The organism is Crenalkalicoccus roseus, from assembly GCF_004761865.1.
GTDB lineage: Bacteria > Pseudomonadota > Alphaproteobacteria > Acetobacterales > Acetobacteraceae > Crenalkalicoccus > Crenalkalicoccus roseus.
In genome coordinates this window covers 36,721-50,103 of the sequence record NZ_SJDM01000015.1, presented here as the reverse complement: position 1 = coordinate 50,103, position 13,383 = coordinate 36,721, and the positions used below count along the sequence as shown (strand labels likewise).

Below are 13,383 nucleotides of genomic sequence, written 5' to 3'. Positions count from 1 at the left end.
CACCCCTCCGTGCCGGCGCCCGGGAGCCTGCACGGAGACGGGGGGCTTGTCACGCCCGCCCGGCGGAGGTGCCCGGGCGCAGGCAGGCGGCGGCGATCTCCGCGATGTGGACGGTGCCGCGGCCCGTTCCCTGCTCGATCTGCTCGCGGCAGCTGAAGCCGTCGGCGATCACCCAGGTGTCCCGGTCGAGAGAGCGCAGCGCCGGGAACAGGCCGAGCTCGCCGATGCGCTGCGAGACCTCGTACTTCTCCGCCTCGAAGCCGAAGGCGCCGGCCATGCCGCAGCAGCCATAGGGCAGGATCTCGTGGTCGAGCTCCAGCCGGTCGAGCAGCGCGCGCTCCGCCTTGGGGCGGATCACCGCGTGGTGGTGGCAGTGGATCTGCACCTTCGCGCGCTCGCGCGCCGGGCGCAGCGGCAGGCGCTCCGGCTCGCGCATCAGGAAGTCGCTGAGGTAATGCGTGCCGGCGCTGAGGCGCCGCGCCAGCGGATCCTCGGGAAACAGGGCCGGCAGCTCGTCGAGGAAGGCGGAGACGCAGGCCGGCTCCAGCCCCACCACCGGAATGCCGGCCTCGATCTCCGGCCGCAGCGTCTCGAGCGTCCGCCGCCACAGCCGCTTGGCGCGGCCGAGCATGCCGATGTCGTAGAGCGGCCGTCCGCAGCAGAGCGGGCGGCGCGGGATGTGCACCTCGTAGCCGGCCGCCTCCAGCAGCCGCACCGCCGCCTTGGCGGTTCCGGGGCGGAAGTGGTTGTTGAAGGTGTCCGGCCAGAGCAGCACGCGGCGTCCGCCGCGCGGCGAATCGCGGCGGGCGAACCAGCGGGTGAAGCTCTCCTCGGCGAAGCGGGGCAGCGCGCGCGCCTGGGCGATGCCGCCGGCGAATTTGGCCGCCTGGGCGAGGCCGGGCGTGCGCGCCAGCGCGTTCACGAGCCGCGGCGCGAGGCCGGCGAGGCGCGCCCAGTCCTGGATCAGCCCCATGGAATAGGCGGCGCGCGGCCGCAGTCGGCCGCGGTAGTAGTGCGCGTGGAACTCGGCCTTGTAGGTGGCCATGTCCACGTTCACCGGGCAGTCGCTCCTGCACCCCTTGCAGGCGAGGCAGAGGGAGAGCGCCTCGTGCACCGCCGCCTCGCGCCAGCCGCGGCGCAGCGGGTCGCCGTGCAGCATCTCGAACAGCAGGCGCGCCCGCCCGCGGGTGCTGTGCCGTTCCTCGCGCGTGGCGAGATAGCTCGGGCACATGACGTCGCCGTTCATGTCCACGCGCCGGCACTTGCCGACGCCGACGCAGCGCTCCGCCGCGCCGGGGAAGCCGTCCTCGCCGGGAAAGCGGAACCATGTGCGGACCGGCGGCGGCCGGTAGCCGGGGCCGAGGCGGAGATTCGAGGTGATGGGATAGGGATCCACCACCTTGCCCGGGTTCATCCGCCCCTCGGGATCCCAGATCGCCTTGAACTCGCGGAAGGCCCGGACCAGGTCCGGGCCGTACATCTTCTCCAGCAGCTCGGCCTTCGATTGCCCGTCGCCATGCTCGCCGGAGAGCGAGCCGCCGTAGCGCACCACCAGATCGGCGGCCTCGTCCATGAAGCGCCGCCAGGTCTCGATGCCGCGCTCGCTGCGCAGCTCGAAGCTGACGCGGGCATGCACCAGCCCGTCCCCGAAATGCCCGTACATGGGCGTGACGTAGCCGTAGCGCTCCACCAGCGCGCCGAAGTCGCGCAGGTAGTCGCCGAGCCGCTCGCGCGGCACCGCCGCGTCCTCCCAGCCCTCCCAGGTTTCCGGCCGGCCCGGGATGTAGGCGCTGCCGGGCAGCCCGGCCTCGCGCACCTTCCAGACCTTCTCCTGGTCCTGCTCCTCCTTCACCAGCTTGGCGCGGATCCGCGGATGGTCGCGGAAGGCGTCCTTCAGCCGCTCCGCCTTCCCCGTCGCCTCCTCCTCGGTCGCGCCGCCGAACTCCACCACGAGCCAGTCATGCGCTTCCGGCATGATCTCGAGGTTCTGCTCGTTCAGCTCCTTCCGCCGCATCGCGTCCACCAGGAAGTGGTCGATGCCCTCCACGGCCAGGGGGCCGAATTCCAGCACGCGCGGCACCGCGTCGGCGGCCTCGGCGATGCCGTTGAAGCCGAGCACGACCAGCGCCCGCTCCGGCGGGCTCGGGATCAGCCGCAGCTCGGCCTGCAGCACCGTCACCAGCGTGCCCTCGGTGCCGACCAGGGCCTTGGCGACATCGAAGCCGTGCTCGGGCAGCAGCTTGTCGAGATCGGCATAGCCCGAGACGCGGCGCGGGATGGGGGGGAAGCGGGCGCGGATGAGATCGGCGTGGCGGTGGCGGAAGGCGTCGAGCGCGCGGTAGATCTCCGCCCGCCGCCCGCCGGCGGCGAGGATGGCCCGCAGCGCCTCCTCCGTGGTCCGGCCGACGGTGAAGCACGCCCCGTCATAGGTCAGCACCTCCAGGGCCTCGACATTGTCGGCGGTGCGGCCGGCCACCACGGAATGCGGCCCGCAGGAGTTGTTGCCGATCATCCCGCCCAGGGTGTTGCTGCGGTGCGTCGCCGGATCGGGCCCGAAGGTGAGGCCGTGCCTCTCCGCCGCCCCGCGCAGCGTGTCCAGCACGCAGCCGGGCTCCACCCTTGCCCTCCGCCGCGCCGGATCCAGCTCCAGGATCCGGTGCATGTGCCTCGAGAAGTCGAGCACCACGGCGGTGTTGACGGACTGGCCGCAGAGGCCCGTGCCGCCGCCGCGCGCGACGATCGGCACGCCGTGGCGACAGCAGATGGCGACGGCCCGTATCGCGTCCTCGCGCGTGCGCGGCAGCACGACGCCCAGGGGCACCTGCCGGTAGTTGGACGCGTCGGTGGCGTAGAGGGCCCGGCTTCCGTCGTCGAAGCGCACCTCGGCGCCGGTTCCGCGCGCAAGGTCGGAGGCCAGGGCGCGCGCATCGGCCCCCGCCCCTGCGGTGTAGGCGATGCGCACCCGACCCCCTTCGGTCCGCTCCACCTTCCGGCGCAAGGCGGGGTGTCGCTGCATGGATGCCGCGCCCTCCCTCATGCCTGCACCGCGAAGCGCCGGGCCTCCGCCTCGCGGAGCGCGAGACCGTGGCCGGGCCGCGACAGGTCGGGCCGGATCGCGCCCGCGCGGGGCTCGGGCGCGCCCTCGAACAGCATCGCCTCGATGCGCGCATGGTCGTGGAACCACTCCACGTGCCGCAACCCCGGCACGGCGCAGCAGACGGGCAGATGCAGCGCGGGGGCGGTATGGGCCGAGAGCGGCACCTGATGCGCGGCCGCCAGCGCCGCCGCCTGCAGGAAGCCCGTGTAGCCGGCGCAGCGCGTGGCGTCCGCCTGCAGCACGTCCACCGCTCCGGCTTCGAGGAGGCGGCGGAAGTGGAAGCGGTCATAGCCGTACTCGCCCGCGGCGATCTCCACCGGCGCCGGCGCGCGGTCCCGCAGCAGCCGCAGCCCCTCAAGGTCGTCGCTCGAGACCGGCTCCTCGAACCAGGTCACGCCAAGCCCGGCGGCCCGCTCCGCGATGGCGAGCGCCGCCTTGCGGGTGCAGGCGCCGTTGGCGTCGATCATCAGCTCCGCCGCGCCGATCGCCTGCCGCGCCGCCCGCAGGCGCGCCTCCGCCAGGGACGGTTCGCCGCCGATCTTCATCTTCACGCAGCGGCAGCCATCCTCGGCCACCCAGCGGCCGAGCTGCTCCCGCAGCCGCCCTTCGTCGTAGGTGGTGAAGCCGCCGCTGCCGTAGATGGGCACCTCCTCCCTGGCCTGCCCGAAGAGGAGCGCCAGCGGCACCCCGAGCAGCCGCGCCTTGAGGTCCCACAGCGCCACGTCGAGCGCCGCGATGGCGCAAGCAGCGACGCCGCGCGAACCGTAGTTCCGTACCGCGCCGAGCATGGCCTGCCACAGCGCCGGAATGGCGAAGGCGTCGCCGCCCCGCAGCAGCCCCGCGAGAGGGTGCGCCACCAGGCTGGCGACGGAGGCGTGCGCGTAGGTGTAGCCGAGGCCGACCTGCCCCCCCGCCGCGACCTCCGCCACCACCAGGGTGGTGCTGTTCCAGGCGTGGGTGCCGTCCGCCTCCGGCGCGTCGGTCGGAATGGTGAAGGCGCGCGCGCTGACGCGCTCGATCGCGGTGCGTGGCAGCATGGGCTTCCCGGCCGCAGGCGCATGGTGGAGCGGGTCCAACAGCCGCGGCCGGCCCCCGGTTCCTTGCCCGCGCGTCATGTCCCGCCGCCGCGGAACCGCCCCCATTTCCGCCCCGTTCCGCTGCTTCGTGGCAGAGCAGAGAGGCAGCGGAGACGCCCATGCGCAGCAAGCTCGTCCATTCCGCCCACGGACAGCGGACCTTCGTCGTGGTGCTCGACACCGGCGACGAGATCCGCGACTGCCTGACGCGCCTTGCCCGCCAGGAAGGCATCACCGCCGCGCAGATCACCGCGATCGGCGCGTTCTCGCGCGCCGCCTTCCGGTTCTACGAATGGGAAAGCCGGCGCTACGAGCCGATTCCCTGCGAAGAGCAGGTGGAGGTGGTTTCGCTGAACGGGGATATCGCCGTGGACGAGGAGGGGCGTCCCTCCCTCCATCTGCACGCGGCGCTCGGCCGGCGCGACGGCAGCCTGGTCGGGGGCGATCTCGAGGCGGGGCATGTCAGGCCGACGCTCGAGGTGATCGTCACCGAATCGCCGGCGCATCTGCGGCGCGTCGCCAACCCGTCCCTCAACCTGGCCCTGATCCGCCTCGAGGACTAGCGGGAGGGGCGGAACACCCCCAGCCGCGGCGCGTTGCGCCCCATGCACGGGCATGGCCACGGCCGCCCCCCTGGCGCCGGGAGGATCGGGATATGGCGAAGACGGTCGGCGACTATCTCTGGGAACGCCTGCACCAATGGGGCGTGCGCAGGGTGTTCGGCTACCCCGGCGACGGCATCAACGGCCTGCTCGGGGCGCTCGACAGGGCGCAGGACAGGATCAAGTTCGTGCAGGGCCGGCACGAGGAACTCTCGGCCCTCATGGCCTGCGGGCATGCCAAGTACACGGGGGAGGTCGGCGTCTGCCTCGCCACCTCCGGGCCCGGCGCGATCCACCTGCTGAACGGGCTTTACGACGCCCGGCTCGACCACGTGCCGGTGCTGGCGATCGTGGGGCAGCAGGCGCGGTCCGCCCTCGGCGCGCACTACCAGCAGGAGGTGGATCTCCTCACCCTGTTCAAGGACGTGGCGGGCGCCTTCGTGCAGCAGGCGAGCGTGCCGGCGCAGATGCGCCACCTCATCGACCGCGCCATGCGCATCGCCAGGGCCGAGCGCCGCGTCACCTGCATCATCATTCCGAACGACCTCGGGGAGATGCCGGCGGTCGAGTCGCCGCCGCGGGAGCATGGCACCACCTTCTCCGGCATCGGCTACGAGGCGCCGCTGGTTACCCCGTCCCAGGACCAGCTCCAGCGGGCGGCGGAGGTCCTCAACGCCGGCTCGAAGGTGGCGATGCTGGTCGGCGCCGGGGCGCTGCACGCGACCGACGAGGTGATCGCGGTCGCCGAGCGCCTGGGGGCGGGCGTGGCCAAGGCGCTGCTCGGCAAGGCGGCGGTGCCGGACGACCTGCCCTTCGTCACCGGCTCGATCGGGCTGCTCGGTACAAGACCGAGCTGGGACATGATGATGGGCTGCGACACGCTGCTGATGGTGGGCAGCGGCTTCCCCTATTCGGAGCACCTGCCGAAGGAAGGCCAGGCGCGCGGCGTGCAGATCGACATCGAGCCGGGGATGCTCTCGCTGCGCTATCCGATGGAGGTCGCGCTGGTCGGCGACAGCAAGGCGACGCTGCAGGCGCTGCTGCCGCTGCTGAAGCCGAAGCAGGACCGCTCCTGGCGCGAGCAGATAGAGAAGGGCGTCGCCGAGTGGTGGCAGGTGCTCGAATCCCGCGCCATGCACAAGGCCGATCCGCTGAACCCGCAGCGGGTCTTCTGGGAGCTCTCCCCGCGCCTGCCGGAGGGGTGCATCATCGCCGGCGACAGCGGCTCGCACACCAACTGGTACGCGCGCGACGTGAAGCTGCGGCGGGGCATGAAGGCGACGCTCTCCGGCGGGCTCGCCACCATGGGGTCGGGCATGCCCTACGCGGTCGCGGCGAAATTCGCCCATCCGGACCGCCCCGTGCTCGCCATCTGCGGCGATGGCGCGATGCAGATGAACGGGCTGAACGTGCTCATCACCGTCGCCAAGTACTGGCAGGAGTGGTCGGACCCGCGGCTGGTGGCGGTGGTGCTGAACAACCGCGACCTGAACCAGGTGACCTGGGAGCAGCGCGTGCTCGCGGGCGACCCGAAGGCGCTGATCACGCAGAGCCTGCCGGACGTTCCCTACCACCGCTTCGCGGAGCTGCTCGGCCTCAAGGGGATCTACGTGGACAGCCCGGACCAGGTCGGCGCGGCCTGGGAGGCCGCCTTCGCGGCCGACCGGCCCGTGCTGCTGGAGGCCAAGACGGACCCGAACGTGCCGCCGCTGCCGCCGCACATCACCCTGAAGCAGGCGCGCGCCTTCCTCGCCAGCATGGCGGGCGAGCCCGAACTCGGCAGCGTGCTCGTCAACACGGCGCGGGAAGTGGTCTCCTCCCTGCTTCCCGGCTCGGGCGGCAGGGAGGGGCCGGAACGGCGCTGAAGGCCGGGTCCTCCCCGCCCCGGCGCGCGGGGCGGGCGCCCGCTGGACAGCGCCCGCCCCCTGCCCTACCTATCCCCGCATGCGCGCCGATGCAGAAGCCTTGCACGAGCAGATCCGCCATTCGGTGGCCCTGCTGAGGAGGCATCTTTGACTGGGATGCCGCCCTTCGCCGCCTCGACGAGCTGAACGCCCGCGCCGAGGACCCCTCCCTCTGGGACAGGGCCGAGGAGGCGAGCCGCGTCATGCGCGAGCGCACCCGCCTCGCCGACCAGGTGGAGGGCGTGCAGCGGCTGGAGCAGGCGGTCGGGGATGCCGTCGCGCTGATCGAACTCGCCGAGGCCGAGGGCGACGAGGAGGCGGCGGAGGCCGCCGTCTCCGACCTGCGGGCGCTGGCGGCCGAGGCCAAGCGGCGCGAGATCGAGAGCCTGCTCTCCGGCGAGGCCGACGCGAACGACTGCTACGTGGAGGTGAACGCCGGCGCCGGCGGCACCGAGGCCCAGGACTGGGCCGAGATGCTGCTGCGCATGTACACGCGCTGGGCCGAGGCGCACGGCTACAAGGTGACGCTGACCGAGGAGAGCCCGGGCGAGCAGGCCGGCATCAAATCCGCCACCATCCAGGTGAGCGGTCCGAACGCCTATGGCTGGCTGAAGACCGAATCGGGCGTGCACCGCCTGGTGCGCATTAGCCCCTTCGACGCCCAGGCGCGCCGGCAGACCAGCTTCGCCAGCGTCTACGTCTACCCGGTGGTGGACGACCGCATCGAGATCCAGATCAACCCCGCCGACCTGAAGGTGGACACCTTCCGCGCCTCCGGCGCCGGCGGGCAGCACGTGAACAAGACCGAATCCGGCGTGCGCTTCACCCACATCCCGACCGGCATCGTGGTGGCGAGCACGCAGGACCGCAGCCAGCACCGCAACCGCGACATCGCCATGCAGATGCTGAAGGCGCGGCTCTACGAGCTGGAGCTGTCGAAGCGGGAGGCGGTGGCGGCGGCGACCGAGGCCTCGAAGACCGACATCGGCTGGGGCCACCAGATCCGCTCCTACGTGCTGCAGCCTTATCAGATGGTGAAGGACCTGCGCACCGGGGTGGAGAAGGGCAATCCGCAGGCGGTGCTGGACGGCGACCTCGACGAGTTCATGGCCGCGGCGCTGGCGCAGCGCGTCGGCGCCACCCGCTCGGAGGCGAGCGCGGCGGCGCGCTGAGGCCACCCTCCCGCGGCCGGTCATCCGAACAGCCGGCGCAGCAGCAGGTGCATCGGCAGGATCACCAGCAGCGGCAGCGCCAGCATGTACAGCGCCAGGTACAGGAGCGGCGGCAGGACATCCTGCGGGCCGAGCGGCCCGTAAACCAGGTTGATGTTCTCCTCCGGCCCCGTCAGCGCATAGGTGAGCGGCAGCACCACCAGCACCAGCGCCGTCTGCGCCCTGGCCGCCCGCGGATCGTAGCCCTGCCGCACCAGCATCCAGAGGATCAGCGGCGGCAGGAAGAGGTGGAACAGCGACAGCACCCGCAGATGGAGGGGCAGGCTGGCGTCGAACATGTAGGCCGTGGTGCCGGTCAGCCAGCCGCCCGCCGCGAAATCCGCCACCCAGGCGAGTTCCAGCGGCAGCACCCCGACTGCCATCATCGAATAGGGCAGGCGCCAGCCGGTCCACAGCGACAGCACCGCGGCGAACAGGGCGATGTCCGAGAACCACAGGAAATTCGCCGGCCCGTAGCCGACCCAGTAGGCGGGGACGAGAATGGCGGTCCAGAGGGTGACGGGCCAGGTCACCACCCCCGGATAAAATGACAGCCGCCCCATCCTCCGGGCCGGCCCCTCAGCGCGCGGCGCGCGGGGTTCCCGCCCGCTCCGGGGCGGCACGCCCCCCCGGCCCCGCGAAGACCTGCACCACGGCGAAGCCGCCCTCCTCCACCGCCGCGCCGAAGCCGAAGCGGGTGGCGCCGGGGTGGAGGATGTTCTCCCGGTGCCCCTCGCTGTCCATCCAGCCGCGGTGGAAGGCCTCCACCCGCTCCACCCGCAGCGGCGGGCGGCAGCCGCGGCAGCGGGCGATGTTCTCCGCCACCATCCGCGCGGGATCGCCGCCGGCCGCCAGGTAGCGGGACCGAGGATCCTCCCCATCGGGCGAGACATGGGAGAAGTAGCCGCGGCGCAGCATGTCCTCGGCATGTGCCTGCGCCACCCGCTCCAGCCTTTCCGAGCGGCGCAGCGCGGGGAGGCCCCGCGCCCGCCGGGCCTCGTTCACCAGTTCCAGCGCCCGCAGCCGCAGCGCCCCCGCCTCCTCCGGCACCCCGGCCGCCCGGGCCGGGGCGGCGAGCAGCGCCGGCGCCAGGAGGAGGCAGGCGCGGCGGCGGACCCTCAGCATCCCGCCGCCGGGCCCCGGGGCGCCTCGTCATCCGGCAGGCGCAGCGCGTTGCGCACCTGCGCCACGCCCGGCACCGATCCGGCAAGCTCCTCGGCGCGGCGCCGCTGGATGCGGTCCGCGACCCTGCCCTCCAGCCGCACCTCGCCGCCGCCGACCGAGACCTCGATCGCCGAGGCGTCGAGCCAGGCGTCCTCGGCCAGGCGGCTCCGCACCTCGCGCGCCACCCGCTCCGCCGCCTCGGGATCGGCGGGCGTGGAGGCTTCGCCCCCGAGGCGCCCGAGCACCACCTCGCGCGCCTGCTCGGCGTCGCGCGGCGAGACGCCCTCGAGATCCCCGCCGAGGCCGAGGCGGGGCTCCTCCTCCTTGCGCTCCTGCGGGAGCGGTCCGGCGTGCCGGGGGGAATGGTGGGGCATGGCCTGCCTCTCCTTCTGTCGGGGGCGCGCCGCCCGCGCCTCCGTCCTTGCGGAACACCCCTCCGGCCGGAGGGTTCGCCTGCGGGCACCGGCTGGAGGCCCTGGCGCGCGCCGCGTGTGTCAAGGGGGAGCGATTTATCCCCAAAGACGTGCGCAACCTTGTGGACAAGCCTGTGGCAATGCGCGCCATCCCGTGCTGCACCGCGTTTCCGAACCGGGTTCTCCCCCCGTTCGCGGAGCGGCGCCATCCGCGCCGCGAGCGCCTATGGACAGTGGCGGGAAGGCCACGCCGCAACGCGACGCATCCCTCCCCCGCCTGCGCCGTTCGGAAGGGTGACGGAGCATGGAGGCGAGACGTGTCGCAACAGGGGCTTCGGGACGAGCCATTGACGGAGCGCTGCGTGCATCTCTGCGTGGACATGCAGCGCCTGTTCGCGGAACCGACGGAGTGGCACACGCCCTGGATGGAGCGCGTGCTGCCGGTGGTGGAGCGCCTCGCCGCCGCCTGGCCGGAGCGCACCATCTTCACCCGCTTCATTCCCGCGCGCCGTCCCGGCGAGGGCCACGGCACCTGGCGCCGCTACTGGGAGCGCTGGGCCTCGATGACGCTGGAGGCGCTGCCCCCCGGCATGACCGACCTCGTGCCCTCCCTCGCCCGCCTGGTGCCGCCGGCGGAGGTGGTGGACAAGCGCCACTACTCCCCCTGGCTGGACCCCGCCCTCGACGAACGGCTGCGCGCGCGCAACGCCGAGGCCCTGATCGTGAGCGGGGCGGAGACCGATGTCTGCGTGCTGGCCACCGTGCTCGGCGCGGTGGACCGGGGCTATCGCGTAGTGGTGCCGACCGATGCGCTGTGCAGCTCCTCCGACCGCACCCATGACGCGCTGCTGACGCTGTACCGCGAGCGCTACGGCCAGCAGGTGGAGACGGCGACGGCGGAGGAGATCCTGCACGCCTGGCGCTGAGCGCGCGGGGCGGGATTGACCGCGCCGCGCCCGCCGATAGGGTCGCGCCGACGGCGCGGCGGATCGGGGGCGGCATGCGGAGTCCGGCGGTGGAACTGAAGATCCTGGATGCGCGGCTGCACGCCTGGGGCCTGCCGCGCTACCATTCCGAGATGGCCGCCGCCATGGACCTGCACGCCTGCCTCGACGCCCCGCTGGTCCTGCCGCCGGGCGCGCCGCCGGCGCTGGTCTCCTCCGGCATCGCGGTGCACATGGCCGATCCCGGCCTCGCCGCGCTGGTGCTGCCGCGCTCCGGCCTCGGCCACCGCCAGGGCCTCGTGCTCGGCAACCTGGTCGGGCTGATCGACGCGGACTACACCGGGCCGGTGCTGGTCAGCGCCTGGAACCGCAACCCGCCGGGTGGGGAGGCGGTCACGCTGCACCCCGGCGAGCGCTTCGCGCAGATGGTGTTCGTGCCGGTGCTGCGCCCGGAGTTCCGCCTGGTCGAGGAGTTCTCGGCGGAGAGCCGGCGCGGCGCCGGCGGCTTCGGCTCGACCGGCGGAGGGAGGGCGGGCTGATGCCCCCTCCCGCCGGCCGCGGGTTGGGATGCGGCGCGAGGGCGCGGCTCAGGCCGGGATGATCTCCCCGCGCTCGATGGCGAAGGTGGATTCCACCAGCGGCCGCAGCAGTTCCGGATTGCTTTCGGTGATGAGGATGGCGACGTCCGGCAGCCCCTCGTGCAGCCGCCGCAGCGCCTCGGCGTAGCGCAGCGCCAGGGCGGGGGCGAGGCCCTGGAAGGGCTCGTCCAGCAGCACGGCGCGGGTTCCGACCATCAGGGCGCGGCCGAGCGCCACCATCTTGCCCTGCCCGCCGGAGAGGCCGGCGGCGCGGCGCGGCGCGAGGTCGCGCAGCTCCGGCAGCAGCGCCAGCACGGCGTCGAGCCGGCGGCGGGTCTCCTCCGCCGGCAGGCGCAGCACCTGGGCGGGCAGCAGCAGGTTGTCCTGCACCGAGAAGCTGCCGAACAGCCGCCGGTCCTCCGGCGCGTAGCCGATGCCGAGCCGGGGCCGGTGATGGGCGGGGGTGGCGGTGACGTCCTCGCCGGCCGCCAGCACCCGCCCCTCGCGCACCGGCAGGAGGCCCATCAGGGTGCGCAGCGTCGTCGTCTTGCCCGCGCCGTTGCGCCCGATCAGCGCCACCCGCCCGCCCGGCGGGACGTGCAGCGAGACGCGGCGCAGCACCGCCACGCCGGCGATGTCCACGGACACGCCCTCGAGCGCCAGCGCGTCAGGCATGCCCCCCCTCCCCGGCCGCCGGAACCGGCGGGGCGCCCGCCTTCTCGATCCCGATCACCTCGCGCTGCACCGCCGGGTCGGCCAGCACCCGCGCGGGCGGGCCGAGGGCGGCGATGCGGCCCTGCGACCACACCGCGACGCGGTCGGCGAAGCGCTCCACCACCTCCATGTCGTGCTCGACGAACACCGCGGTGACGCGGGCCTCGCGCAGCACCCGCACCAGCGTCTCGACGATGCCCATCTTCTCCGCCGCCGCGACGCCCGAGGTCGGCTCGTCCATCAGCAGCAGGCGGGGCCTGAGGGCGACGGCCATGGCGATGTCGGCGAGCTTGCGCGCGCCCTCGTTCAGCGCGTCCGCCCGGATGTCCGCGAGCGCGGCGAGGCCGAAGCTGCCGAGCAGCGCCGCCGCCTCCTCCCGCCAGCGCGGGCGCAGCAGCGGCGCGAGCGGCGACCAGATCCCCTCCCGCGCCGCCACGGCGAGCGCGGCGTTCTCCAGCACCGTGTGCTCGGTGAAGAGCTGGGGAAGCTGGAAGGAGCGGGCGATGCCGCGGCGCACGATGGCGCGCGGGGAGAGGCCGGTGATGGGCCGCCCCTCATAGGCGATGGAGCCGGCCTGCGGGCGCAGATAGCCGGTGGCCATGTTGATGAAGGTGGTCTTGCCCGCGCCGTTCGGGCCGATGATCGCCAGGAACTCGCCCTGCATCACGTCGAGGTCTATGCCGTCGGCCGCCCGCACGCCGCCGAAGGCGAGGCGCAGCCCGCGCGCCTCCAGCAGCGCCGTCATGCCGCCCTCCGCCGCCGGAACAGCGCCGCGAGCATGCCCCAGAGGCCGCCCGGGGCGAACAGGATCACCAGCAGCAGCACGGTGCCGAGGATCGCCTGCCAGGCCTCGGCCAGGATCGCCGCGGCGTAGACGCGCACCAACTCGTAGGTGACAGCGCCGAGGAAGGGCCCGATCACCCCGCCCGCGCCGCCGAGGATGGCGATGAACACCAGCTCGCCCGAGGCGGTCCAGTAGGCGAGCAGCGGCGTCACGTGCCGCGTCGTCATGGCGATGATGGCGCCGCCGCAGCCCGCCATCAGCGCCGAGAGCACATAGGCAGAGAGCAGCACGTGCCGCGCCGGCACGCCCATGAACTCCAGCCGCGTCTCCCGCGTCTTGATGCCCGCCAGCGCCTGGCCCATGGGCGCGTCGAGATAGGCGCGGGCGAACCAGCCGAAGAGGAGGGCCAGCGCCAGCGCCACGCCGAAGATCGCCCATTCGAAGGAGGTCCGCTCCAGCGCCTGGCCGAGCATGGTGGGCAGGGCGACGCGGATGCCGTCGGTGCCGTGGGTGATGTGGTAGAGCTTCTCCAGCAGCGAGAAGAACACCATGCTGAGCGCCAGGTTCAGCATGCCGAAGAAGATCTGCCGGTAGCGCGAGACGAACAGCCCCACCACCAGCCCGAGCGCCGTCGCCATCGCCGCCGCGACCGGCAGCAGCAGCAGCGAATCGCGCAGCGTCGGCGCGAGGAAGGCCACGGTGTAGGCGCCGAAGCTGACATAGAGGGCGTGGCCGAAGCTCACCTGCCCCGCGCGCAGCAGCAGCATGATGCCGAGCGCGGCCATGCCCTTGGCCAGCGCGATGGTGAGCACGAATTTCAGCCAGGGCGCCGCGAGGGCCGCGACCACCATGGCCGCCGCCGCCGCCAGGGCGAGCAGGGGTTCGGCACGGCGCAC

The 13,383-nt window shown here is 73.3% G+C and carries 13 protein-coding genes; 5 read left to right on the top strand and 8 right to left on the bottom strand.

Annotated elements, in window-relative coordinates; translation table 11 throughout:
- Positions 1-49: 49 nt before the first annotated feature.
- Together ET526_RS12085 and ET526_RS12080 are read right to left on the bottom strand one after the other, a co-directional pair.
- Entirely contained in the window at positions 50-3,016 is a 2,967-nt protein-coding gene (locus tag ET526_RS12085) for an FAD-binding and (Fe-S)-binding domain-containing protein (protein ID WP_158295567.1), read from the bottom strand.
- A gap of 17 nt (positions 3,017-3,033) precedes the next feature.
- Entirely contained in the window at positions 3,034-4,134 is a 1,101-nt protein-coding gene (locus ET526_RS12080) for an enolase C-terminal domain-like protein (protein WP_135467960.1), read from the bottom strand.
- Positions 4,135-4,292: 158 nt separating this feature from the next.
- On the opposite strand from ET526_RS12080, the gene ET526_RS12075 reads away from it, so the two are divergent.
- The 3 genes from ET526_RS12075 to prfB all read left to right on the top strand — a co-directional run bounded on the left by ET526_RS12075 (position 4,293) and on the right by prfB (position 7,851).
- The gene (locus tag ET526_RS12075; protein WP_135467959.1) at positions 4,293-4,736 is read left to right on the top strand and encodes a PPC domain-containing DNA-binding protein; all 444 of its coding nucleotides are present in this window, start codon (positions 4,293-4,295) and stop codon (positions 4,734-4,736) included.
- 92 nt (positions 4,737-4,828) lie between these two features.
- Positions 4,829-6,640 carry a thiamine pyrophosphate-requiring protein gene (locus ET526_RS12070; RefSeq protein ID WP_135467958.1) on the top strand — a complete coding sequence of 604 codons (1,812 nt, stop codon included), beginning with the start codon at positions 4,829-4,831 and terminating at the stop codon, positions 6,638-6,640.
- Between the two features lie 79 nt (positions 6,641-6,719).
- A protein-coding gene (gene prfB, locus ET526_RS12065) for a peptide chain release factor 2 (RefSeq protein WP_135467957.1) occupies positions 6,720-7,851 on the top strand; the annotation gives its coding sequence in 2 pieces (ribosomal slippage) (positions 6,720-6,788 and positions 6,790-7,851; 1,131 coding nt in all).
- A gap of 20 nt (positions 7,852-7,871) precedes the next feature.
- Here the strand turns inward: prfB and ET526_RS12060 are convergent.
- Genes ET526_RS12060 through ET526_RS12050 form a run of 3 tightly spaced genes read right to left on the bottom strand, consistent with a single transcriptional unit; the run spans position 7,872 to position 9,428 of the window.
- Entirely contained in the window at positions 7,872-8,423 is a 552-nt protein-coding gene (locus ET526_RS12060; protein ID WP_204623610.1) for a hypothetical protein, read from the bottom strand.
- Between the two features lie 46 nt (positions 8,424-8,469).
- The gene (locus ET526_RS12055) at positions 8,470-9,015 is read right to left on the bottom strand and encodes a CAP domain-containing protein (RefSeq protein WP_135467955.1); all 546 of its coding nucleotides are present in this window, start codon (positions 9,013-9,015) and stop codon (positions 8,470-8,472) included.
- On the bottom strand, positions 9,009-9,428 hold the full coding sequence (locus ET526_RS12050) for a BON domain-containing protein (RefSeq protein ID WP_135467954.1): 420 nt from the start codon (positions 9,426-9,428) through the stop codon (positions 9,009-9,011). The genes ET526_RS12055 and ET526_RS12050 overlap by 7 nt, the downstream gene beginning before the upstream one ends.
- A 386-nt stretch (positions 9,429-9,814) precedes the next feature.
- On the opposite strand from ET526_RS12050, the gene ET526_RS12045 reads away from it, so the two are divergent.
- Together ET526_RS12045 and dut are read left to right on the top strand one after the other, a co-directional pair.
- Positions 9,815-10,393 carry a cysteine hydrolase family protein gene (locus ET526_RS12045; RefSeq protein WP_240048369.1) on the top strand — a complete coding sequence of 193 codons (579 nt, stop codon included), beginning with the start codon at positions 9,815-9,817 and terminating at the stop codon, positions 10,391-10,393.
- Between the two features lie 89 nt (positions 10,394-10,482).
- Positions 10,483-10,950 (top strand): dUTP diphosphatase, encoded by a 468-nt coding sequence (dut, locus tag ET526_RS12040; protein ID WP_456305114.1) that lies wholly within the window; start codon positions 10,483-10,485, stop codon positions 10,948-10,950.
- Positions 10,951-10,998: 48 nt separating this feature from the next.
- Here dut and ET526_RS12035 read toward each other — a convergent pair whose 3' ends face one another.
- Genes ET526_RS12035 through ET526_RS12025 form a run of 3 tightly spaced genes read right to left on the bottom strand, consistent with a single transcriptional unit; the run spans position 10,999 to position 13,383 of the window.
- Positions 10,999-11,664: an ABC transporter ATP-binding protein gene (locus ET526_RS12035; protein ID WP_135467951.1), complete on the bottom strand. Its 666-nt coding sequence runs from the start codon at positions 11,662-11,664 to the stop codon at positions 10,999-11,001.
- Positions 11,657-12,448, bottom strand: coding sequence for an ABC transporter ATP-binding protein (locus ET526_RS12030; protein WP_135467950.1), 792 nt, complete (start codon positions 12,446-12,448; stop codon positions 11,657-11,659). The genes ET526_RS12035 and ET526_RS12030 overlap by 8 nt, the downstream gene beginning before the upstream one ends.
- Entirely contained in the window at positions 12,445-13,383 is a 939-nt protein-coding gene (locus ET526_RS12025) for a branched-chain amino acid ABC transporter permease (RefSeq protein ID WP_240048368.1), read from the bottom strand. The genes ET526_RS12030 and ET526_RS12025 overlap by 4 nt, the downstream gene beginning before the upstream one ends.